The following is a 23,303-nucleotide window of genomic DNA, read 5'->3' on the forward strand; positions in this document are numbered from 1 at the left end:
TAGCAATGATTTATCGTTGACCATGAACCCTCAGATTCTTAGTGATCGTTGAAGCAATGTTGCTCCCTGGCAAACTCGTTGTCTCTCAGATGCGTATGCCGCCTGCCGATAGCAGCTCGACACACTCGGCGGCACTCCCGGCATGCAACAGTGTCGCTTCGCAATGGCTCCTGTCGAAGTTCTCAGAATCACGCATGTCGAGCGTCAGTTTACGTGGATTGCCGGCATGCCGCGAATCGGCAACGGTCATTCGCCCCCACGTAACCCCAATGATTTGATCCGGGAATCTGCGTATCAGTTGCGAGCGCAGCCATGCCCGAGTGGTTTCAGGTGGTTCAGTGCATGCCTTGTTCAACTCTTCGGATCCGATCAGATGCTCACAGCGACTGCTCAATTTCGAAAAGAGGCCATGACGCGCATCCAATGCAGACCATGACAGATCCAGGGCTCGAAGTCTTGAATCTGCCCATGTTGCAGCATCCGTCTTTCCTTCGTTGGATGGGTTCATACGCCGCCTGAGCAATTCCAATATCTGCCACTTGGCAAACCATTCGATGCGAGAAGATTCGTCTCGCATGTTGAGACGTTGGTTATCGTCGGCATCACGGATTCGTTCCAGATCTGCAAGAGTGTCATGCCATAAGGCCATGATGTCTTCCGTTGCGTTATCCGGCCAATTTACTCGGGTTGCCTTGTGAGCGCGGCACCCATATACGTCATATCCCGTCCGTTCAACGGCCTGATATAAGCGAGTCTGCATGTCTATCGCAGATATTGCGCCGCCATCGTCAAGGGCAAATTTCCTGGCGAGGCTCAAGTCATGAGATATTGCATGCAGGGTATCCACTGGATTGACGAAGTCGATGGATTCCTCAGGATCACTCGTTTCCAACGTGTGTCGCAGGTATCGTGTCTCCAGCATCCAGAGCAACATGCTTGTCGTTCCCAGTTTCAGCACCTGTGGCACATCCATGCGATTGGCATCGCCCACAATGACATGCAGGCGCCTTCTGTCAGCCGTACTGTGCGATTCGTCCCGCGTATTGATGATTGGGCGATCGAATGTGGTCTGCAGACCGATGCGATCATGAATGTAATCGGCACGCTGACTCAGCTGATAGCCTGCAATTTCGGAGCGTTCACCGATGCCAACCCTGCCGGAACCGGCAAAGATCTGTCGAGATACAAAATGGGCGGTCATGAGCTGTTGCACATTCTGGAAAGGCACACCTCTCAGCATCTGATAGTTCTCGTGCGTTCCCCAGCTTGCCCCCTTGCCATCCACATTATTGCGATGGAGCTCAATCCGACGTCCGGTCTGGCTGCACGCTCTGGCTACAGCCTGTTCCATCAGCATATCCCCGGCATGGTCATAGCAGAGAGCCGCAAATGGATCGGTCGTTTCAGGCGCTGAATATTCCGGATGTGCGTGATCGACGTATATGCGGCCCCCGTTGGGGGCAATCACATTTGTAATGTGCAGCTGGGGCGCATCCGTAAGCATGCTTGCCGGAGCTGATGCCCTGCTCAGACGCATGCCACGAGCATCGTTGGTCGGATCCTCTTCTCCGTAATCCCAACGAATACCCTGCGTCTGTGGGTCTGCAGCACCAGCGACCACATCGAATGGCAGTTGGAGTGGGTTCACGGCGGAATCCTCAAAATCACTGACTGCGTATTCGGTTTCGGTGCCCATCAGGCGCAATACGCTCATACGCGCCCGCTTTCAGCATCCCGCGAACGCTCGATGCGAACCACATGTCCTACGTCCAGGCCAGTGATATTGGACCATTGGGAAGGATCTGCATCGCCGATGGAATCCGCACTCTCCTGAAACTCATCCTGCACCGCCTCTGAAAATATGGCGGCACTCAGCGCCACGTCACTTCCACTCTGGATTGAGGCCTTGACCGCCTTGGTCTTGGCACGATCAACGATATTCTTCAACATGGCCCCGGAGACAACGTCAGCAAAGAATATACTCGTCCACTGGCCCCGTTCATCGCATACCTCACAGACTCTGCGACGGTCTTCGCGAGCAAAGATATCGCGCACGATCAATGACACCAGACTGTCCGAATCATTGTCGAGCTGAAGCGGCAGATCATTCGTCAGATAGTGCTGCAGGATGTTCGCCGCCTGCGGGCGGTTCGGCCGATCCACGCGAATCTTGACATCAAGCCTGCCTGGGCGCAGCACTGCCGGATCGATCATATCGACGCGATTTGAGGCACCGATCACAATCACATTGTCCAAAGCCTCGACGCCATCGAGCTCTGCAAGGAACTGAGGCACTATCGTGGTCTCGACATCTGAAGACACCCCGGATCCCCTCGTGCGCAGCAGCGAATCCATCTCATCGATGAAGACGATGACCAGTGCGCCCTGCGCCGCACGATCGCGTGCACGCTTGAAGATGCCCCGAATGAGCCGCTCTGATTCTCCGACGAATTTATTGAGTAGTTCAGGCCCTTTGACGGAGAGAAAGATGCCACGGCTGGCATGCGTCCCACGAGCGAGGGAATTGGCGACTGCCTTGGCGATCATGGTCTTGCCATTGCCTGGAGGACCGTAGAGCAGAACACCTTTCGGAGGGCGCAGATCATAGCGTTTGAAAAGATCACGATGCTCGAATGGCAGTTGCACGGCATCACGAATGCGGCCAATCTGGGAATCGAGACCACCGATATCGGCATAACTGACATCTGGCGTCTCTTCAAGAACCAGATTCGTCTCGTCCTCAGCCGGAAGCAGATCGAGCGCGATATGGCAGGAGTCGTCAAGCACGACGCGATCACCGGCAACGATTCTGGTATCCATCAAGGTTCCTGAACGCGTTACCACCGATGCACCGCCTGAGGAATCCTGCACCACCAGATTCGGTGCATCCAGCACCTGCAACACGGATCGAACCTGTCCGGTCGCATGCTGTCCTCTGCATTCGACAAGAATCATGTTCTCGTTGAGCAACACCGATTCGCCGCGTACCGCTCGCTGTATGTCTATGCTGGGCGCAACAGGAACGATCATGCGTCTGTTGGCAAGTGCGACTTCTGCCGTGGCATGGCGCACGTTATGACTGTCGAGCGAAATGTGATCCGGGGCGATGAACACCGCGAAACTCATGGGCGGCTTGGCCAGCTGCTCCATCTGGGCCTTGGCCTTGCCCAACTCCTCTGCGGCCTTGGTGAGTGCCGCTGCGAGGGCATGGTTCTTTCTCTGGGATGCATCGAGCTGGGCAGCCATGTCTTCAAGCTGGCTGGTGGAGCGTGTTTCCTGCATGCGCAACGATTCATCCCGTGCGCTCCCACCACGGGTATCCATCGGTTCCTGACCGAGACGTTCAACCATTGATAATTCTCCCCACAGCCTCATGCTTGTATACGTTCAGAAAGTCCGATAGCACAGTCCAATGGCAAAGGCTTGCCGACCACGCTACGGCTTCTGTGACCTATGTTCTCGTACCAGATTACGCACCCACAGCCCAATCATCAGCGCAATGACCACTATTGCGACAATGATGACGGTATCTTCCATAATGCCAATGACGCCAAGAATCGAACACCATTGTTCACCAAGACCGAAACCAAAACCTATGAGCAGGCTGTTCCATACGGCCGAACCGAGAAAGGTCCATGCGGTGAAGCTCCAAAAATTCATCGCACCCAGGCCCGCTGGTATGGAGATCAGGGAACGTACAACGGGAATGACACGCCCGATAAGAACCGACCATGTTCCGTAACGCTCAAACCAATGGTCCGCCTTTGCAAGGTCCCGTGCATTCACACCCGGGATCCGGTTTGCAATGCGTTCAAGTCGTTCAATGCCGATCCAACGCGAGACTCCATACAGTGTCCAGGCCCCCAGGAGAGAACCAATCGTCGCGGCGATGATGGCTTCTATGAGGCCGATCTTGCCTTGTGATGCAGTGAAACCTGCCAGAGGCAGAATCACCTCGCTAGGAATTGGCGGAAAAATCGATTCAAGGGCAATGGCGAGAGCTACGCCGACACCCCCCGCCTGATGCATGACTTCTACGAGCCATTCGGTTATTGTGCCAATGATGCCAGATTGTTCGGTGGTGCACGAGGAAGCGGCCATAATGATATGAGTCGGATACATATTCGATATTGTCCCAGCGATTTCAGAGAATCGAAACCATGCACAACCAAACTTTGCAAGCTCCGAACAACTCGCCGGTAAAAGATCCTGTCAATCCTCGAAGATTACTCGTCATGGATGTGGATTCGACACTCATCGACGAAGAGGTCATTGACTTGATTGGTGAGGCCAGTGGAAAGGGCGGGCATATCGCTGACATCACGAGCCGAGCGATGCGCGGAGATTTGGATTTCAGGCAGGCCCTTGCCGAAAGGGTGCGTCTTCTACAGGGTGTGCCGGTCTCGGTACTCGACGATGTCTTCAAGGCAGTGCATTTTACCAATGGAGCTCTCGACATGATCGCCACGGCGCATGAGCGTGGCTGGACTGTTGGTGTGGTCTCCGGCGGCTTCCATGAAATCGTTGACAGATTGGTGACGTTGGCAGGAATCGATCATGCCATCGCCAATACTCTTGAAACCAAGGATGGCGTTCTTACGGGCAAAACCCTTGGAGAAGTCGTCACCAAGGAAACAAAATTGCGTGCGTTGCAATCATGGGCCGCTGAAGACAACGTTGATATGGCTGATACGGTCGCCATAGGCGATGGCGCAAATGATATTCCTATGATTCTTGCCGCAGGAACGGGAATTGCCTTCTGTGCGAAACCTGCGGTACGTCAAGCTGCCCCTCACACACTGAATATTCGAAATTTGAGACCAGTCATCTCAATTATCGACAACGATAGGCAAAACATCCAGGAGTGAATTCGAGATTTCGAGTTTTGTGACAATTGCCAGGTATACAGCTTGAAAAACGATGCAGTTTGGAACGAAAATGCAGCAAATCATGCCTGTGATACTTCGCAATTGCCACAAAACTCGAAATCTCGCTACGCATAAGCCCAAGCTAGTCGATGTAAGCGTTTTCAGCCAGGTGCGCACCCCTTGCCCATGCCGCCGCATCCATCGCCTTGCGTCCCTGAAGCTTGACTTGACGCAGCTCGAGGGGATTCGTCATCGTTCCCACCCAGACATGCTTCTTCGATGTGAGCAGTTCTCCAGACTGTAAAACCTTGCCCTGTAATTCCTGTGGCGCCTCATTTGGAAGATATGTGGCCTCACGCGCATCGAGAACATGCATCAGCAAGACGTTTTCGCCAGGATCAGCCTTAACGTGAAGATGACCCCAGGCGCCTGGTTCTGGCGTGCATGCACGAATCTGGCGTTCGACCGCATAGGCAGGCGCGTGAAAGTCTATATGAGCGTCGTCGACGGTGATTTTCTCGGCCTTTTCAAAAACTCCCTGTTCTTGCTGCTCAGGACGCGCCCGACCTGCAACGACCGCTTGCAGCGACATTGCCAGCAGATGTGAGCCATCGATCGAAAGCCGGTTCAAGAGCGAACCTGCGGTTTCATGCTTGCCGATTTCAGCTGTCGATTGAGCAACGATCGGACCATCATCGAGACCTTTGGTAATGCGAAAGACCGTAGCGCCCGACAGACTGTCGCCAGCCCAGATGGCGCGCTGCACAGGAGCAGCCCCGCGCCACTGTGGAAGCAGCGAGAAATGAAGGTTGTACCATCCAAAAGGCAAGGCATCAAGAACGTTCTCGCGAAGTATTCTGCCGTAGGCAACAACAGCGGCTATCTCTGCACCTGTCGATTTCAGTATCTCCACGAATTGCGGATCGCTTGGATTTGATTCCAACACCGGAATCTTCAACTGCTCTGCCGCACGCTTTACCGGGCTGGGAACAAGTCTGCGGCCCCTTCCCCGGGGAGCATCCGGTCTGGTCAGAACGGCGACTATCTCGAAATCATCGTCTGCGGCCAAGGCTTTGAGTGAAGGTACTGCAACCTCCGGCGTACCTGCAAATAACAGCTTCATATGCTTTCCCTCCGCATTGCTTCACACATTCAAGTCTTTCTTCTGGCTCATCCCAAGACCTGGCATTCCAGCATTATTGCACAGCTGGAATATTCACTCCTGCAGCGATCAGGGCATTGCGCAGCTTGTATGAATCGGAGAACTGGAACGCTCGCATTCCGGAGGCATTGGCCCCGAGCACATTCTGCGACTTGTCGTCGATGAACAGACTGGCATGCGAATCGATGCCAAACTGGCGAATGGCGAGTTCGAAAATGTCCCTATGCGGCTTGCGCATGTGAACATTGCCCGAGATGACCTTATCTTGCAGCATATGCAGAATGCCGAACTGCTCCCACGCAATCGGGAACATTGTCCGCTCCCAGTTCGACAAGCCCCATACGCCGATTCCTGCTGCCTTCAAATCCTCAATGAGCATGCGGGCACCTGGAACCACGCCGGTCAGCGAGTCCTCGAAATGGTCAAGATAGAAACGGAAAATTTCAGCGTTCTCATGCCCATGAGTGCGCTCCATCCAAGCCGTCACATCTTCGGCGGATTCTCCCCCATCGAGGAAATCATTCGCATCAAAGAAACCTGAAACCTTGTTGTCGAGAAAATGATTGATGGTTTCCGGACTGTATCTGCTCACCAAAGCCGCGCTCGGCTGCCAATAGACCAAGACATTGCCGAAATCGAAAACCACATCGGTGATTGGCAGCCCGGAAGCCTGCTCGGCAGGACCCTGAGCGGTGATGACATTCGGTGCGACAAGGTCAGCAGTGACGATGTCCTTTGGGGCATTTGGCGATTCAATGGGTTCAGGCATATTCAATCAATCCTTTCGATTACTCCTCAATATATGGAAACACTGAGCATGGAGAAACTACATCAGATCCTTCGGATCCATCTTAAAGTGCAATTCCTTGGGATTTCGCGTCGCCATGTGTTTTGCGAGGCTCGAACGCAACCGCAGTGCAAGTTCGTCCCTTGCCTGCACACGCACACGGACTATTGCTCGCACGCGGTCATGAGTGCCTTCGAGCTGACGCGCCGCTATATTGCGTGGTGGGGCAATGGACACCGGTCCAAGCAACCCGGGAACATCCTCACCATTGATCTCCATGAGAGCATAATCGCCAGTAAGAACGCCGATCTCATTCATTGTGTTCATGACGGCATCACGATTGCCCCATACACATGCGGCAGCCACGAAGGGTGGCAGTGCAGTTGCTTCGCGATCCTTCAGCTCCTGCTGTGCAAGCACACCACTATCCCACAGCATCAACGATTGAGCCAGCGCCGGATCAGTTTCGCCGATGAGCATGACCTGCCCACCCTGCGTTCGTGGAAGGCACAGCGAAGAAGCATGCATCCAGTCAGTAAGCGTATCGATTCGCGCATCGACCCCGAGAGCATAGAGGCTTGCCCAGGCATCAAGAATGGCCACAGCCTGATACGACGACTGCGCTCGCACTCTGGATGGATCAGTCGCTCTTCCAACCGGTCTTACGCGCGGTTCAGCGCCGGGTGTCGCTATAACGATCTGCGGCTTATCGACGATGTCCGTCACCACTCCTCTGGGCTGCGATGGCGTTGACACCACTATCGGCACATGACGGAACAGCCCTTTCAGTTCCGCAGCGGTGCCCTGTGCCCCGACACGAAGAACGCGCATGGATTCATTGCCACAGTTCGTGCAAGACCAGTCGACCGCAGCAGCACCGCACCACAGGCAATGTGGAACGTGCCCATCATGAATGTTGCCGTTCAACGGGCCGGTACAACGATTGCAACGCGCCTGATGGTGACATTTACCGCAGCACAGTACATCGTGGGCACCCTCACGCGGAATGGAAAGCAGCACCGGACCAAGCTTCAGGGCACGAAGTATGACGGCAACCGCCGTGTGCGGGACGCGAGCGCCAATTGCCGGATCGGCCAGTCTGACAAGTTCCTCATGATTCAGCCATCGAATCCACGGTGATTGTTCCTGCGTCACGGTACGCAATCCTCGAACTTCAACGCTGATGCCGCATACGGAGTTGCCCTCTCGGCTTTCATCCTGTATTTCCCATTGACTGATGGGGCTGCGCACTGCAGAAAAATCGATGAAGGTACCATGATGGTTCCTCGCACGCAGTCGCAGAACGCCCCGTGCATGGGCATAGGGCATGAAACCATCCGCATTCTGGTAGGCATTATCGTCCATGATTGCAAAGACCGCGCTGCCCTCGACCGGTGCATACATCACGGCGCGCGTACCGATGACACATCGAATCTGACCGCTCGCAACGGCTTGGAAAGCACGATATCGCTCCTCGGGCGGCAGGGCGGCACCCAGCACGGCAAAGTCTCCATCCCATGAACCATGAGTTGCCTTGGTTGGTGCAAAACGTCGAAGCCCCGCACCCTGTAACACCTCTACCAAATCCAGAACATGCCGCATATCGGGCAGCACCATGACCCCAGACTTGCCAACAAGCAATGCCTCGACCAAGGTCCACGCAGCATCATGCGCCCATCGCAGCACGCCCGGAAGCACGTTCCACACATAGGCTGATGATGTATGAGCGGCAATGCTCGCTCGAATCTGACCGACACGGTCATAGCTTCTGTCAAGCATGTCGAATTGTTCGTCACACCAAGTCTGCAGACTCTGCTTCATCGCGTCACTTGCACCTATGGCGAATCGCCCGATGACCAACTGCTGCTCCACGTCAACGCGCGCCACCCTCGGCGGCACTGCCATTCTGAGAATATTGGCCCTTGTACCGCCGTATGCATGAGCGATATCGGTGATATCTGCCCTGTTCTGCGCACTCACTGCGACTTGTGGACTGACCACTCGCTCTATGTATCGCAATGCCGATGGCGGCGCAGAACTGGAAGCAACGCGCTGCCATATGAATCCGAAGAGCAGCTGATGGCCAAAACGCACACGTACCCGCACTCCCGGCTGTGCAGCCTCATCATCCTTGGACTGCACCAGATAATCGAAGGTAGCGCCAAGCTGAGTTGCCTGCACATCCAAAATGACCTGGGCTATGGGATTGTGTTCGGCAGGCACCCGCTGGGCGGGTACTTTCCTGCGACGTTTGCGAGGAGCAAGACCATCAAGTGCCAACTGCTCCGCGTTGGAACCGGCCATGAGTCCTCCTTGCGATGGACGCCAATACGAAGAATACGAATGCAATAAGCAAGTGTAAGCGCTTACTGCACCACGCCTGCCCTCTACATCGGCAGGCAGGAAGGACCGAATATCGTCTTGATCTCGGCAAAGAGACTGGTATCCCTATGCACGCGGAAATTATCTCCAAACGTCAGCACCTGCACGCTGCCATCATGCTGGAGCACGATGAGCTTGACTTCGCAATATCCTGGATGATTCTTGATGATGCCACTCAGACGGTTCAGATGCACCCTGTCAAGGGCAGGTTTTGGAAGCGCTATCATCACAGGGCGCTCGTCCGCCGACTCGATGCTTGGCACCTCCAGTTCCATGGCACGCATCGAGACCGTTTCGTCACGAACTTCGACCTGGCCGCGAATCTTGACCAAGGTGTCAATGGAAAGATCGGCAAGGCTTGCCTCATAGACCTTGCCAAAGAACATGCACTGAATTGAGCTTTCAAGATCCTCGACTGTCACGATGGCCCAGGGATTGCCCTTGCGTGACACACGCCGATCAACATTGGTGATGAGGCCTGCAATCGTAACGGTTCGCACGTTGCCATCATCCATTGCCTGTGCGCTGTCCACCAGCTTCGCAATCGATATATCGCGAAGTCCCACCAGAACCGAGGCCATGCCGCTCAATGGGTGATCGGAAACGTACAGGCCGAGCATTTCGCGCTCGAAGTTCAGCTTCGTTGACTTATCCCACTCCTCAATGTCGGGAACGGTCACCGCTGCATCGCCCATCACATCGTCGTTGCTGCCGCCATCTGGATCCGCAAACAGATCGAACTGCCCCTCAGCCTGCTTGCGCTTGAGAGGCACCAGTGAATCGATAGCACTCTCATGAATCTGATAGAGCGCCCGGCGGTTCGGATCGATGTCATCAAAGGCACCGGCCTTGATCAGTGACTCAATGGTCCGTCGATTCAACACGTTCAACGAAACGCGTCGTACGAAATCCACGAAGTTCACGAACTTGCCGTGCGAGCTCTTGCGCTGCGCGATGATGTCAGCCACCGCCTTGTCGCCGACGTTGCGAATGGCACCGAGCCCAAATCGCACGACGTCTCCGACAGCGGAATACTCAAGCACCGATTCGTTCACATCGGGTGGAAGCACCTGAATGCCCATGCGCCGCGCCTCACCCAAATACAGTGCCGTCTTGTCCTTGTTGCTGCGCTCGTTCTGCAGCAGGGCAGCCATGAACTCTACCGGGTAATGGGTCTTTAGGTACGCGGTCCAATATGAAATCATGCCATATGCGGCCGAATGCGCCTTGTTGAACGCATAGCCCGAGAACGGCACCAAGATGTCCCACACGGCCTGAGCCGCCTCTTGAGAGTACCCATGGTCCTTCATGCCCTGGAAGAATGGCACCTTCTCTTTGGCCAGAACCTCAGGCTTTTTCTTGCCCATGGCACGTCGGAGCACGTCTGCCTTGCCCAGCGAATAGCCGGCAAGGATACGGGCGGCAGACTGCACCTGCTCCTGATAGACGATCAGACCATAGGTCTCGTCCAGAACCGACTTCAACGGTTTCTCTACCTCAGGGTGGATAGGCGTGATCTTCTGCAGCCCGTTCTTGCGCTTCGCATAGTTCGTATGCGAATTCATATCCATAGGTCCAGGACGGTACAGCGCGATCAGTGCCGAAATATCGTTGAAGTTATCAGGCTTCAATGTCTTGAGCAGCGACCTCATGCCATCCGAATCGAGCTGGAACACGCCGAGCGTATCGCCACGCGAGAGCAGCTGATAGGTTTCCTTGTCATCAAGCGGGATGTCTTGGATCGTGATGGCATCCTTGCCGTTGCGCGTGATGTTCTTCAAGGTATCTCGTATGACCGTGAGATTGGAGAGACCGAGGAAGTCCATCTTCACCAGTCCCAGCGTTTCACAGGTATGGTATTCGAAGGTCGTCGTGATCGTGCCATCATTGCGCTGCATGAGCGGAGAGGTGTTCGTGATCGGCTGTGATGCCATGATCGTTGCGCAGGCATGCACGCCTGTCTGACGGATGATGCCTTCAATGCCAAGCGCCTGTTCGGTGATCTTCTTCACGTCGGGATCGGAGTCATAGAGATCCCTGTATTCCTTGGCTTCCGCGTAGCGTTTGGCCGATGGATCGAAGATGTCCTTCAGACTGATATCCTTGCCGTTGGCAGCGGGCGGGATAGCCTTGGTCACCTTGTCTCCCATCGAGAACTCATAATCCATGATTCTCGCAGAATCCTTGAGGGCCTGCTTGGTCTTGATCGTTCCATAGGTGACACACTGAGCAACCTTGTCGGCACCGTATTTCTTCGCCACATATTCCAGAACACGCATACGACCCTCAGGGTCGAAGTCCACATCAATATCAGGCAGGGAGACGCGCTCAGGATTCAGGAACCGCTCGAAGATGAGCCCATGCTTTATGGGATCCAGTTCGGTGATCCCCATCGCATAGGCAACCATCGAGCCTGCGGCAGAACCACGTCCAGGACCAACCATGATGCCATTGGCCTTCGCCCAATTGATGTAGTCGGCCACCACCAGGAAGTATCCAGCAAACTGCATCTGGCAGATGACACCACACTCGTAATCAGCCTGCTTGGCCACATGTTCGGGAATGCCATCGGGAAAACGCTTCTCCAGCCCCTCCTCGACATCACGCAGGAAGAGTGAGGTCTCATCCCAGCCTTCAGGACAGTCAAACTGCGGCATGAAGGCACCATCCTCGTGATCATCGAACATCACGTTGCACCGTTGCGCAATTTCGAGCGTATTGTCGCAAGCCTCAGGAAATTCCTTGAACAGTTCCCGCATCTCCTCAGCGGATTTGATGTAATATCCGCTGCCATCAAACTTGAAACGCCCTGGTTCATCGAGCCTTGACCCTGAATTGATGCACAGCAATGCGTCCTGGGCAGAAGCGTCCTGCTCATGAACATAGTGCGAATCATTGGTCGCAACAAGAGGAGCATTGATTGCCTTGGCAATGCGGAGCAAATCCTTCGTTACTCGACTCTCGATTTCAAGCCCATGATCCATAAGCTCCACGAAATAGTTCTCACGCCCAAAAATATCCTGAAACTCAGAGGCTGCCCTCAACGCCTCATCATACTGACCAAGTCTGAGTCTGGTCTGCACAATGCCAGACGGGCAGCCCGTTGTGGCGATGACACCCTGATGATAGGTCGACAGCACTTCCTTATCCATACGGGGCCACTTACCAACCAAGCCCTCAAGATTTGCAACCGACGATGCCTTGAGAAGATTCACCAGACCCTGATCAGTCTGCGCGAGCAGCGTCATATGGGTAATGAGTCCGTTGCCAGAGACATCGTCAGAATGCTGGGCCTCGGTTCCCCAATGAACACGAGTCTTGTCCTGACGGGCCGTCTCAGGCGTGACATACGCCTCGATGCCGATTATCGGCTTGACACCAGCACCAACAGCGGTTTTCCAAAGCTCATATGCGCCATGCATGTTGCCATGATCAGTTATCGCGATGGCTGGCTGCCCCAGGGATTTCACCTGCTCAACCAGATCGGGAATGCGAGATGCACCATCCAGCATCGAATAGTGCGTGTGCGTATGAAGATGAACGAAACTGCGAGTTGCCATGCTCTCTAACTTAATGCAATGTCTGCCAGAAGCAACCACGAGTCATCTCGAAGCCAAAGCCACACGCTATTGCTGGGAGTGTCGCGCTCGCATCGCATCGAGCGCACGTTCTAGGTCGGCTGGATAATGTGAATCCACCCGAGTCCAGATATGCGTTCTGGGGTGCCTGAACTCCAGGCGCATGGCATGCAGCCACTGACGATCCAGGCCAAGCTCTTCTGCCAGCTTGGGATTTGCTCCGTACATGTGGTCGCCTACGAGCGGGTGCTTGATGGAAGAGAAGTGCACGCGAATCTGATGCGTTCTGCCTGTTTCAAGATTGACGCTGACAAGGGTGGCCTCGGAAAAACGCTCGAGCACATCCCAATGCGTTATCGCTTCCTTGCCCAACGGCGTGACGGTGAATCGAAAGTCCGAGACCTTGGCGCGTCCGATCGGCGCCTCGATCGTTGCCCTGTCCTGCTCGAGATTGCCCTGCACGAGAGCATGATAGGTCTTCACAACCTCGTGGTGGGCGAACTGACGGCGCATTTCCTTGTATGCGAGTTCTGACTTGCAAACAAGCATCAACCCACTTGTACCCACGTCCAGACGGCTCACAATGCCATGTCTGCCGGGAGCACCATAGCTGGTGATATGCACTCCCCTGGCTATGAGACTGCCAAGAACCGTGGGGCCTGTCCATCCAACCGATGCATGCGCCGCAACGCCAACGGGCTTGTCGACCACGACTATGTCATCATCCTCGTAGACTATCGACATCTCATTGGCAACCGGTTCGATACGATGTTTCGGCTGTTCAAGACGAACCTCCATCGTATCGCCGTCAAGCAGTACGGTCGATTTTGAACAGGTACGATCAATCAGCGTCGCATGCCCGGAATCAATCAAATCACTCGCCTTGGCTCGCGACAGTCCAAGCATCTTGGACAATGCCACATCGAAACGTCTTCCAACCAGAGCGTCGGGAACCGGCAAGACTCTGTTCTTGGCTTCAAGTTCATTCATCGCTGTCATGAGCATCTGCACTCTGCCCACTGATTCTCCAAGGAACGCCCATGAATACCAGAACGACCATGCCTATGCCTGCAAACATGAGAAAAATATCTGCTACGTTGCCCACAGACCAGCCATAATCGAGGAAGTCGACCACCTTGCCGTTGAGCATGCCATCGGCGTAAACGACACGATCGATCAGGTTACCCGCCGCGCCGGCAAAGGCCATGCCAAGCACGATCACCCACAACGTTGAAGTAGAACGGATCGCAAGGATGACAAGCACGATGCATGCAGCTATGGCAAGAATCGATATGACCCACGTCGAATTGGAGCCGAATCCCAGTGAAGCCCCAGGATTTCTCAGCAGGCGAAGCGAGAGCAGACGAGGTATCACCAGCCTGGATTCGTCAAGTGAGAGATATCTCAATGCCAGTAGTTTGCTCACACGATCGACGATGAGACCAATAAGCGCCACACATGAGAAAACGGCCACGCTTCTGCGCGGCCGTTGTGCAGCAATTCTCGAAGGAGCATTGCTGTCTGATGTCACTTATCTTCGCCTTTATCCGAGCCGATGCCATCGAAGGAATCGGTATTCGAGACCTGCGAGACCAGCTGGCCAAGGAAGGACTTGAGACGGCTGCGATATTCGGTCTCGAACTGCTTGAGACCCTGAATATTGCCCTCGATGACCTTCGACTGAGCAACCAGTTTCTCTTTGACATCTGCCGCGTATTGATCGGCAGTCGAACGCGTATTGCGATCGTAGGCCTGTGCCTTCTGGTGAACCTCAACCTCATAGGTATCGGCTTCGGCGCGCTTGTTCTTGGAATACGTGTCTGCATCCTGACGAGACTTGCCAGAATAGGCATCGGCTTCCGAACGAACGCGATCTGAATACCCATCGGCTTCGTCATGAACACGCTTGGAATAATTGTCGGCATCCGCATGGGTGCGATTCATATAGGAATCGCCCTTAGCCACCAAATCATCGTGCTTGGATTGGCCATCGGCAATAAGCTCGGCACCCTTCGCCTTGCCCTTGTCAACATACTGGTCATGCAATTGCATCGCGAGTGTGAGCATCGCAGTTGCGCGCTCCGGCTCGGAATTGGCATCGGCACCAGCGCCTGCAATCTTCTTCAGGCTGCCGGTCTCGGTAGACGGTTCCATCTTGGAGACCTGCTGACGGAGCTGCTCCTCACGCTGCTTCGATTCATCAAGCTGGTGAGACAATGTGTCGTTCTTCGTGGCAAAGTCGCGGGCACTCTGCTGAACCTGGAAGAGCTGCTGCTTGCTCTGGCCAAGCTGCTGAGCAAGTTCCTCGCCCTTCGCCTTGAATTGGTCGCGCTCTTTGCCGACAGCCACCAACTGATCGTTGAGTGCCTGAGTGTTGTCACCCTTGGCTGCCTGAGCAGTGAGCTGATCAATCTGTGAATTGAGTTGATCGACCTGCTGCTTCAACTGATCATTTTGCTGCGTCAGTGCCTGAACCTGCTGCTGTGCCTCATTGAGTTCGCGACTACCTGCCTGAGATGCGGAATTCTCTGATGCGGACTGCTGTTCCTTGAGCTTCCTGTTCTCATTCTGCGAAGCCTCGAGCTGAGCTGTCAAGTCAGAAATCTTGGTGTTCAGACTGGTGACATCCGGACTGAGTGATTGCGTCGATGCACCACCTTGAACGGCCTTCTGCCCTAAGGCCTCAACAGTCTCAGTCACCTGATCGAGGAAGTCATCCACCTCGTCAACGTCATAACCTTCCTTAAACCTCACAGTTTGGAAGATATGCTCTCTAATGTCCTTTGGCGTCAAAAGAGCCATTAATGTTCCACCTCGCTTCAAGCAACACGCTTTGCATTCTTGGTATCAAATCAAGACTCTAGCACGTAGCTGAGTCTTGTGTCTTTCAAGAGTCCGCGACACGCTAGATGAGTATTTGCAAAACGACGAGAACAAAATACAAAACCATAAAACTCATGTCAAGCTGGATTGCACCGAGCGGCAGCGGTGGAATGAAACGACGCAACCAGCGCAGCGGAGGATCTGTCACGCGATAGACGATTCGCAGCAAGGAGGCTACGATGCCCTGGGGATACCATCGCGGGGCGAGAATCTGGGACCAGTCCAGAATCATTCGAGCAAACAGAATCAGCAGATATGCGCTGATTGCCCAGTGGAGCAATGCATGAATTAACGAAAAAAGCATGACCTTCACCCTAGCAGACACACTACTGGCGAAGCTGAGTGTTGCCTTAGAACCTCAGTCCGCGAACAGATCGTGGGACGATGATGTTGGCTTAGGGTCTTCGACCTTGATGTTGACCTGCGCGGGGCTGAGCAGAAACACTCTCGGCGTGACACGCTCGATCGATCCGCGAACGCCAAACACGACACCCGCAGAGAAGTCAACGATGCGATAGGCAACGGCCTCGGTGACGTTTGAAAGATTGAGCACGACCGGTACACCATCACGCAACGCACGGCCAACCAGCTGCGCGTCTTCATATGATTTGGGCAGAATGGTGGTAATTCTGCTGATTTTCGTAGAGAAATCACCGTGGCTACGCAGAGGAACCGAATTTGATGATTCCTGAGACATGGGTGTCACCGATCTGTCACTATCAAAATCGGTAGTGGCATTGTCACCCTGAGCAGGTGCAATATCTGCATCCTCATCCACGACATCAGCCATACCAAGGTAAGACATGGCATTCTTCATAAAATTCGCCATTTAAGCCCCTTAATCGATCAGCGAAGAAAATCAGGGATATCGAGATCCCCGGAATCCGATGAATCATCGTCATCTGTGGAATCGAAATCATGTTGTTTCGGTTGTGCACTTCCCTGTTGCTCCGACTGAGCGTCGGCCGCACGAACGATTCGATGTTCGGATGTCTGATCCGCAGCAGCTTCGTTGGCCTGTGGTGCATTGCCAGTATGAATTGGGGTCAGTGGAGGAACGATGGGCTGGGAATTGTCCTCGGCCCTGTGCTGAGCGTGATGCTCGCTATGCGCACCTTCCTCGTCATTCTTGGCGTTGGCATCAAAACCGGCAGCGATCACGGTCACCCTGACTTCATCGCCGTAGGCATCATCAAGCGCAAGTCCCCAGATGATCTGCGCCTCAGGATGTATGGCATTCTGCACCAACTGCACGGCGGCTGAAGCCTCTTGCATACTCAGATCGGTGGGGCCTGCGATGTTGATGAGCGCTCCGTGTGCCCCTTCAATGCTTTCTTCGAGCAATGGCGAGCTGATGGCAATCTCGGCAGCCTGTGTTGCACGATCTTCGCCTCGTGCGGCGCCGATGCCGAAGAGTGCCGTTCCGGAATCCTTGAGAATTGCAGTCACATCGGAGAAATCGACATGAATGTATGAGTTCATCGTGATCAGGTCAGTGATCCCCTGCACACCTGCGAGTAAGGCTGTATCGGCGGTCTTGAATGCATCCATCACGCTGACCGTCCGATCTGAGAGATCGAGAAGACGGTCGTTCGGAATGACGATCAGCGCATCGACCTCATTGCGCAGGTTGGCGATCCCGGTTTCCGCGGATGATGCACGACGAGGGCCTTCGAATGAGAATGGACGTGTGACCACTGCGATGGTCAGAGCGCCGAGCTGACGTGCACTTCTTGCGACGAGTGGACTTGCTCCCGTTCCAGTGCCGCCACCCTCGCCCGCCGTCACGAACACCATATCGGAAGCCTTCAATGCCTCTTCAATGTCAGATTGATGATCCTGTGCTGCCTTGGCGCCCCTCTCGGGATCGGCTCCGGCTCCCAAGCCACGACTTGAATTATCAGACAGGGATATTTTGACATCTGCGTCTGATCGCAACAAGTCTTTCGCATCGGTATTCACAGCAACGAATTCAACGTTCTGCAGTCCTTCAGCAATCATTCGATTGACTGCATTACCACCTGCACCACCAACACCGACGACCTTGATGTTGGTTTTGTCGTTGAAATTGTCAATCTGGGCAATCTCGCTCACAGTAAGCTCCTGTTCTCACGCTTTGTTCCAACTCTATCGCAGTTCATACCCTTAACAAGCGCTATTTTGGGCGTGTACCGTTGTTTTTCTGCAATTAACAACAATCCCCTCCCTAAGTTACCCAAGCGTAGTCGGAAGTTGCACCGTATTACAACATTGTCAACAAACAACTGTGTCACTCTGCCCTACGCAACAAACGAAGTCATTGCAGTATCCCCTTATTCATACTCACCATGTGAATTCCATCACGATTGGTCATGGTGTGACCGATGATACACAGGAATCAATACGAAGCGTCCATTGGATCATCACCAAACAGTTTTTCGCGTTCCTCAGTCGGCAGATTTCTCGAATCCAACCATCCATAGGGAAGATGAACCTTCCGTGCATATCTGACACGGCCCCTTGGTTTATCGGCAATCGCCATGGGAAAGGGCGTATTCTGATCGAATTCAGCTACCTTGGCATCGACATCGGCAACGCTTTCACATTCCATGAATTGCCGCCGCACTTCGCCACCGACAGGGAAGCCTTTGAGATACCAAGCAACGTGCTTGCGAAGGTCGTGCACAGCCATCTGCTCATCGCCATCATAGAAATCGGTGAGCAATCTGGCGTGCTTGCTGATGATACCGCCGATTTGGCCAAGTGTGGGATTGACCCTCACTGAGGATCCAGCGAAGGCATTGGCAATGTCTGCAAAAAGCCAAGGTCTGCCCTGACACCCGCGACCGATGGCAACCCCGGCACAGCCCGTATGATTCATCATCTCGAGTGCATCCTCCGCAGTCCAGATGTCTCCATTGCCAAAAACAGGGATACTCAACTCCTGGGCAAGTTGACCGATGCGATTCCAATCGGAATGGCCACCGTAATATTCCGCAGTCGTTCGAGCATGCAGCGTTACTGCCGCACAGCCCTCCTCCTGCGCTATTCGACCGGCTTCAAGGAAGGTTTCATGTTCATGGTCGATTCCAACCCTGATTTTTGCAGTGACGGGAATGCCTGCCGGCTCACACACACTGACGACTCTGCGAATCAGCTCGGCGAATACATCCAACTTCCAAGGAAGCGCAGAACCCCCGCCATGACGAGTGACCTTGGGCGCAGGGCAACCGAAGTTCAAGTCGACATGGTCAGCCATGTCGCCATCCACAACCATCGCAGCTGCCAGACGCGTGATCTCAGGGTTGACTCCGTACAACTGAAGAGAGCGAGGATGTTCGCTGGGAGCGAAACGGCATAATCTCAATGCTTTGGGGTTCTTGGCCACCAAGGCACGAGCCGTGATCATTTCGGCAACATAGAGTCCGTTCGGGCCGAACTCTTCGCACAAGACGCGGAACGGCCAGTTGGTGACCCCTGCCATCGGAGAGAGCATCACCGGAGTGTCTACATGAATGCTGCCGAGGTCAATTCCAGGAAACTGGTGATTGCTGGGCATTGCAGCAGACACGCTCTGCTCGCTGTAAGTATCTTCTGAAAGCATTTCCCTCCCCCTCGATCATCCATATCGACATGTGCGCAATGAGAGCATAACCAACTCCCATCGCGCACATGCATCGATTGAATTGCAGCGGAATCAGTAATTGCCACCGGCCTCGGCGACCTTGACGGGCGCAGATTCATCGATTCCCTGTTCCTTGGTCACATCAACAGACCCATCAGCAGCGGTTTCACCGGTAATGTTCACCGGGCCTTCCGGGTAGCGAACGCGTTTTTCCTGAATGCGAACCCGGACATATTCCTCGACCTTATCAAGATCGACGCGCTCCTGCTTCATGGTGTCGCGGTCACGAATCGTCACTGCATGGTCATCAATCGTATCGAAGTCCACGGTGATGCACAGCGGCGTACCGATTTCGTCTTCACGCCGGTAACGACGTCCGATGGCTCCGGCCTCGTCATAATCGATCATCCACTCGTTCTGACGTAGATCCCCGGCGAGATTGTGCGCAATGGCCTGCAAGGCGGGCTTCTTGGATAGCGGAAGAACCGCGGCCTTCACAGGTGCGAGCCTGGGATCAAGTCGCAGCACGGTACGCCGGTCAACGCCGCCCTTCGTGTTTGGTGCCTCATCAATGTCGTAGGCATCGACAAGGAATGCCATAAGGGAGCGAGTGAGGCCTGCAGCTGGCTCGATGACGAACGGTGTGTACTTCTCTCCCGATGCCTGATCGAAATAGCTCAGATCCTCACCGGAATGCTTCGCGTGTGCACTCAAGTCGAAGTCCGTACGGTTGGCAACGCCTTCGAGCTCACCCCACTCTGAACCTTGGAATCCGAAGCGATATTCGATATCGACGGTCCGCTTCGAATAATGGGCAAGCTTCTCCTTGGGGTGCTCATAATGACGAAGATTCTCGGGATTGACGCCAAGATCGGTGTACCAACGTGTGCGGTTATCGATCCAATACTGATGCCAATCCTCATCGGTGCCTGGCTGAACAAAGAATTCCATCTCCATCTGCTCAAACTCGCGCGTCCTGAATATGAAGTTTCCAGGGGTGATCTCATTGCGGAAGCTCTTGCCCATATTGGCTATGCCGAACGGAGGCTTGGAGCGTGAAGAACCCATGACGTTCTTGAAATCAACGAAGATGCCCTGTGCCGTTTCCGGACGGAGATAGTGCAGGCTGTTGTCATCCTGAACCGGTCCGAGATGGGTCTGGAGCATCATGTTAAAGTCACGCGGCTCGGTCCAGTTGCCCTTCGTTCCGCAATCGGGGCATGGAATGTCCTTCAGACCGTTTTCAGGCTGATGGCCATGCTTTTCAAAGTATGCCTCTTCCAAAGTATCGGCCCTATGACGCTTGTGACAGGTCAGGCACTCGATCAGAGGATCGTTGAACACGGTCACGTGGCCAGAGGCAACCCATACGGCAGTGGGAAGAATGATCGAAGTGTCAACACCAACCACGTCACCACGGGTGACGACCATCGAACGCCACCATTCGCGCTTGATGTTGTCTTTCAGTGCAACGCCAAGAGGACCGTAATCCCAAGCGGAACGCGTTCCACCATAGATTTCTCCAGCCGGAAATACGAAGCCACGACGCTTCGCCAATGACACAACGGCATCAAGTTTGGATTCAGACACGGAACACCTCTTGTTGGATTTCACCGGGATTTTAACGAGTCCAAGATTATAGCCACCGCGTGACACTGCCATACTCTCTTATCTTTGCTCTGGTGAGCAGTGGAGAATGCTTCATGTCTGCATTGTCATTTAGTGTGAAACCGTTATGCAGGGGAACTCGTTTGAGTTGAGAAGGTAGAACCTGACCCTTGGAACCTGTTGGTTAAAACCATCGTAGGGAGGCATGCAATGAATGAATCATTGCCAACCACATCATTATCATCATCATTGTCAACGCAATCAGCGTCACTTTCCGAATCATCACAATATTTGTCGCTTGATGATCCCATTCGTGAGCGAATCAGGACAGCGTGCGAGGAAGTCCGTCAGAAAACGCCGCTCGCGCAGTCATTCACGAATTTCGTGACCATCAACCTCGTTGCCAATGCGCAGCTTGCCGCTGGCGGAAGTGCTGCGATGAGCTTCCTGCCGGATGACATCGAAGACATCGATGCAATTTCAGGCGCAAGCTATATCAACGTCGGCACTCTGTTGCCTTCGTACAAGGACGATCTCGGCATCATTGCCAAGACCTTCTTCGAGCGCAAGTCACTCTGGGTTCTCGATCCCGTGGCAGCGGGACTGGGCTCGACGAGAACTCACATACTGAAAACCTTTGCTGATTATCCTCCAACGATTGTGCGAGCGAACGCATCGGAAATCATCGCTCTGTGTGGCATCTGGGGTATCAGCCTGAAAACGGACTCCGAGGGCAAGGTGAATCGCCCGGCCGGTGTTGAATCTATAGACGATGTTGACAGTGCAACCCTGTATGCGATTGAACTTGCTCGGTATCTTCGCGAACACAACGCAACGCATACTGCAGCAGTCGCCGTCTCAGGAGAACGTGATCTGATCACCGACGGCGATTGCACCTATCGACTCCCCGGCGGCAATGCCATGATGACGAAAATCACTGGCGCCGGTTGCTCACTCGGCGGTGTCACGGCAACATATCTCGCAGTAAGCGATCCCTTGACCGCAGCACTGGCAGCTTCTCTGCATTACAACCGTGCCTCCGAACAGGCTGGTGAAGTCGCCAAGGGACCTGGCAGCTTCCAAACGGAATTCCTGGATGCATTGTGGCAGATGCAACCCGCAACAATTGCCACTTCGCGCATCATCGAGATGCGCTGAACAACCCTTTATCGCATGAAAACTGAGGAAAGAATGAATACTGCGATGCAAACCAACGATTTTCCTTCATTGAGGAAGGTGCTTGACATCTCGGCATACCTGGTGATTGGCCCAGAGAACACGAAAGGTCGTGATGTTGCAACCATAGTCAAGGAAGCGCTGGCAGGTGGCATAACCTGCGTGCAATTGCGCGCAAAGCACTCCGATGCTTCCGAAATCGTTTCACTCGCTCGCCAGATTGCCGATGTCATTGAGGCTGCCGGTAAGAGCAGCACCGTTGCGTTCGTGATCGATGACCGCGTCGATGTTGCATGGGAGTGCCGATGCATGGGAATCAAGGTTGATGGGGTTCATGTTGGCCAGACCGACATGGATGTTCGCTACTGCAGACAACTGCTCGGCGAGAATGCAATCATTGGACTTTCTGCAGCAACCAACAAGCTCGTTGATCTTGTGAATGAGCTGCCAGAAGGAATCATTGACTATGTGGGTGCTGGTCCAGTGCATCCTTCCGTGAGCAAACCAGATTGCGGTGTTGGTGACGATGGAAAGTTGCATATTCTTGCGGTGCAAGGCATCAGTACCTTGGCAGATATCAGTCGCTACCCCGTTGTTGCCGGCGGGGGCGTCAGTGTTGCCGACGTTCCCGAACTGGCACGAACCAAGGCCGCTGGCTGGTTTGTCATATCTGCCATCGCAGGTGCCGAAGATCCACAAAAGGCCACCGAAGCTTTGGTGAAAGCCTGGCTCTCGGTTCGAGAGAAATAACAATGCTGAATATTCGATTCAAAGGAGTATCCCATGAGTGAAGAAAACATGAGTGAAGAACAACAGACGAAAGACACAACAGCCGAAGCACGGTCAGCAAGGCACCTCAATTACATCAACACCGTCGCTGCATTATCGATTGCACCGAGCGGTGTTGGGGAAGAACTCTCTGAATATGTTGCACAGGCAGTCGAGGTGATCCGCGACTCAGGCTTGCCCAATGAAACAAATGCAATGTTTACGAATATCGAAGGGGATCTCGATGATGTGCTGGATGTCGTTCGTGATGCCACGTTGAAGCTCGCAAATCAGGGCTACCGCACCGGTGTGGTGCTCAAACTTGACATACGTCCCGGTTTCAAGGGGCAGATTCATAAAAAAGCTGAGCTTGTCGACAAAATCTTGAACAAATAAGCCCAGAATATTTCGAGATTGCGAGTTTTGCGGTAAACCAGCTGAATCGGAGTGCACGTATTGGTCATTGACAAGCACGTGTGACCTTAAA

The 23,303-nt window shown here is 53.9% G+C and carries 19 protein-coding genes and 1 riboswitch; of the genes, 4 read left to right on the top strand and 15 right to left on the bottom strand.

Annotated features, from left to right (window positions below):
* Positions 1 to 85: 85 nt before the first annotated feature.
* The 3 genes from dop to BAQU_RS08520 all read right to left on the bottom strand — a co-directional run bounded on the left by dop (position 86) and on the right by BAQU_RS08520 (position 4,122).
* Positions 86 to 1,714: a depupylase/deamidase Dop gene (gene dop, locus BAQU_RS08510; RefSeq protein ID WP_094694686.1), complete on the bottom strand. Its 1,629-nt coding sequence runs from the start codon at positions 1,712 to 1,714 to the stop codon at positions 86 to 88.
* Positions 1,711 to 3,282 (bottom strand): proteasome ATPase, encoded by a 1,572-nt coding sequence (arc, locus tag BAQU_RS08515; RefSeq protein WP_094694906.1) that lies wholly within the window; start codon positions 3,280 to 3,282, stop codon positions 1,711 to 1,713. Before arc ends, dop begins: the two co-directional genes overlap by 4 nt.
* 153 nt (positions 3,283 to 3,435) lie before the next feature.
* Complete coding sequence (locus tag BAQU_RS08520) at positions 3,436 to 4,122, bottom strand: DedA family protein (RefSeq protein WP_094694688.1); 687 nt, start codon at positions 4,120 to 4,122, stop codon at positions 3,436 to 3,438.
* A 113-nt stretch (positions 4,123 to 4,235) separates the two neighbouring features.
* On the opposite strand from BAQU_RS08520, the gene serB reads away from it, so the two are divergent.
* A complete protein-coding gene (serB, locus tag BAQU_RS08525) occupies positions 4,236 to 4,868 on the top strand; it encodes a phosphoserine phosphatase SerB (protein ID WP_244568505.1) in 633 nt (210 codons plus the stop codon).
* 142 nt (positions 4,869 to 5,010) lie between these two features.
* Here the strand turns inward: serB and fmt are convergent, their stop codons facing one another.
* From fmt to BAQU_RS08585, 12 genes are all read right to left on the bottom strand, one after another.
* Positions 5,011 to 5,991 carry a methionyl-tRNA formyltransferase gene (gene fmt, locus BAQU_RS08530; protein WP_094694692.1) on the bottom strand — a complete coding sequence of 327 codons (981 nt, stop codon included), beginning with the start codon at positions 5,989 to 5,991 and terminating at the stop codon, positions 5,011 to 5,013.
* Positions 5,992 to 6,064: 73 nt separating this feature from the next.
* A complete protein-coding gene (locus BAQU_RS08535) occupies positions 6,065 to 6,799 on the bottom strand; it encodes an HAD family hydrolase (protein WP_094694694.1) in 735 nt (244 codons plus the stop codon).
* Between the two features lie 57 nt (positions 6,800 to 6,856).
* Entirely contained in the window at positions 6,857 to 9,121 is a 2,265-nt protein-coding gene (locus BAQU_RS08540; RefSeq protein WP_094694696.1) for a primosomal protein N' family DNA-binding protein, read from the bottom strand.
* An 83-nt stretch (positions 9,122 to 9,204) separates the two neighbouring features.
* Positions 9,205 to 12,759, bottom strand: a complete 3,555-nt coding sequence (gene dnaE / locus BAQU_RS08545; RefSeq protein ID WP_094694698.1) for a DNA polymerase III subunit alpha — start codon at positions 12,757 to 12,759, stop codon at positions 9,205 to 9,207.
* A gap of 66 nt (positions 12,760 to 12,825) precedes the next feature.
* Positions 12,826 to 13,767 carry an RluA family pseudouridine synthase gene (locus tag BAQU_RS08550; protein WP_094694908.1) on the bottom strand — a complete coding sequence of 314 codons (942 nt, stop codon included), beginning with the start codon at positions 13,765 to 13,767 and terminating at the stop codon, positions 12,826 to 12,828.
* On the bottom strand, positions 13,760 to 14,308 hold the full coding sequence (locus tag BAQU_RS08555; protein WP_275542240.1) for a signal peptidase II: 549 nt from the start codon (positions 14,306 to 14,308) through the stop codon (positions 13,760 to 13,762). Before BAQU_RS08555 ends, BAQU_RS08550 begins: the two co-directional genes overlap by 8 nt.
* Entirely contained in the window at positions 14,305 to 15,579 is a 1,275-nt protein-coding gene (locus tag BAQU_RS08560; RefSeq protein ID WP_094694700.1) for a DivIVA domain-containing protein, read from the bottom strand. Before BAQU_RS08560 ends, BAQU_RS08555 begins: the two co-directional genes overlap by 4 nt.
* 103 nt (positions 15,580 to 15,682) lie before the next feature.
* Positions 15,683 to 15,964: a YggT family protein gene (locus BAQU_RS08565; RefSeq protein ID WP_094694702.1), complete on the bottom strand. Its 282-nt coding sequence runs from the start codon at positions 15,962 to 15,964 to the stop codon at positions 15,683 to 15,685.
* Positions 15,965 to 16,018: 54 nt separating this feature from the next.
* Positions 16,019 to 16,489, bottom strand: coding sequence for a cell division protein SepF (locus tag BAQU_RS08570; RefSeq protein WP_094694704.1), 471 nt, complete (start codon positions 16,487 to 16,489; stop codon positions 16,019 to 16,021).
* A gap of 17 nt (positions 16,490 to 16,506) precedes the next feature.
* Positions 16,507 to 17,754 carry a cell division protein FtsZ gene (gene ftsZ, locus BAQU_RS08575; protein WP_094694706.1) on the bottom strand — a complete coding sequence of 416 codons (1,248 nt, stop codon included), beginning with the start codon at positions 17,752 to 17,754 and terminating at the stop codon, positions 16,507 to 16,509.
* Positions 17,755 to 18,037: 283 nt separating this feature from the next.
* Entirely contained in the window at positions 18,038 to 19,198 is a 1,161-nt protein-coding gene (gene dusB / locus BAQU_RS08580) for a tRNA dihydrouridine synthase DusB (protein WP_244568507.1), read from the bottom strand.
* Between the two features lie 138 nt (positions 19,199 to 19,336).
* Positions 19,337 to 20,854 carry a glycine--tRNA ligase gene (locus BAQU_RS08585; RefSeq protein ID WP_094694912.1) on the bottom strand — a complete coding sequence of 506 codons (1,518 nt, stop codon included), beginning with the start codon at positions 20,852 to 20,854 and terminating at the stop codon, positions 19,337 to 19,339.
* A gap of 139 nt (positions 20,855 to 20,993) precedes the next feature.
* A riboswitch (TPP riboswitch) is annotated at positions 20,994 to 21,092 on the top strand.
* On the opposite strand from BAQU_RS08585, the gene thiM reads away from it, so the two are divergent.
* The 3 genes from thiM (at position 21,083) to BAQU_RS08600 (ending at position 23,212) form a co-directional block, all read left to right on the top strand.
* A complete protein-coding gene (thiM, locus tag BAQU_RS08590; protein ID WP_094694710.1) occupies positions 21,083 to 22,030 on the top strand; it encodes a hydroxyethylthiazole kinase in 948 nt (315 codons plus the stop codon). (Overlaps the previous riboswitch by 10 nt.)
* A gap of 15 nt (positions 22,031 to 22,045) precedes the next feature.
* On the top strand, positions 22,046 to 22,798 hold the full coding sequence (gene thiE, locus BAQU_RS08595) for a thiamine phosphate synthase (RefSeq protein WP_244568499.1): 753 nt from the start codon (positions 22,046 to 22,048) through the stop codon (positions 22,796 to 22,798).
* 33 nt (positions 22,799 to 22,831) lie between these two features.
* Positions 22,832 to 23,212 carry a thiamine-binding protein gene (locus BAQU_RS08600; RefSeq protein ID WP_094694712.1) on the top strand — a complete coding sequence of 127 codons (381 nt, stop codon included), beginning with the start codon at positions 22,832 to 22,834 and terminating at the stop codon, positions 23,210 to 23,212.
* Positions 23,213 to 23,303 lie beyond the last annotated feature (91 nt).

This window comes from Bifidobacterium aquikefiri (genome assembly GCF_002259795.1).
Lineage (GTDB): Bacteria > Actinomycetota > Actinomycetes > Actinomycetales > Bifidobacteriaceae > Bombiscardovia > Bombiscardovia aquikefiri.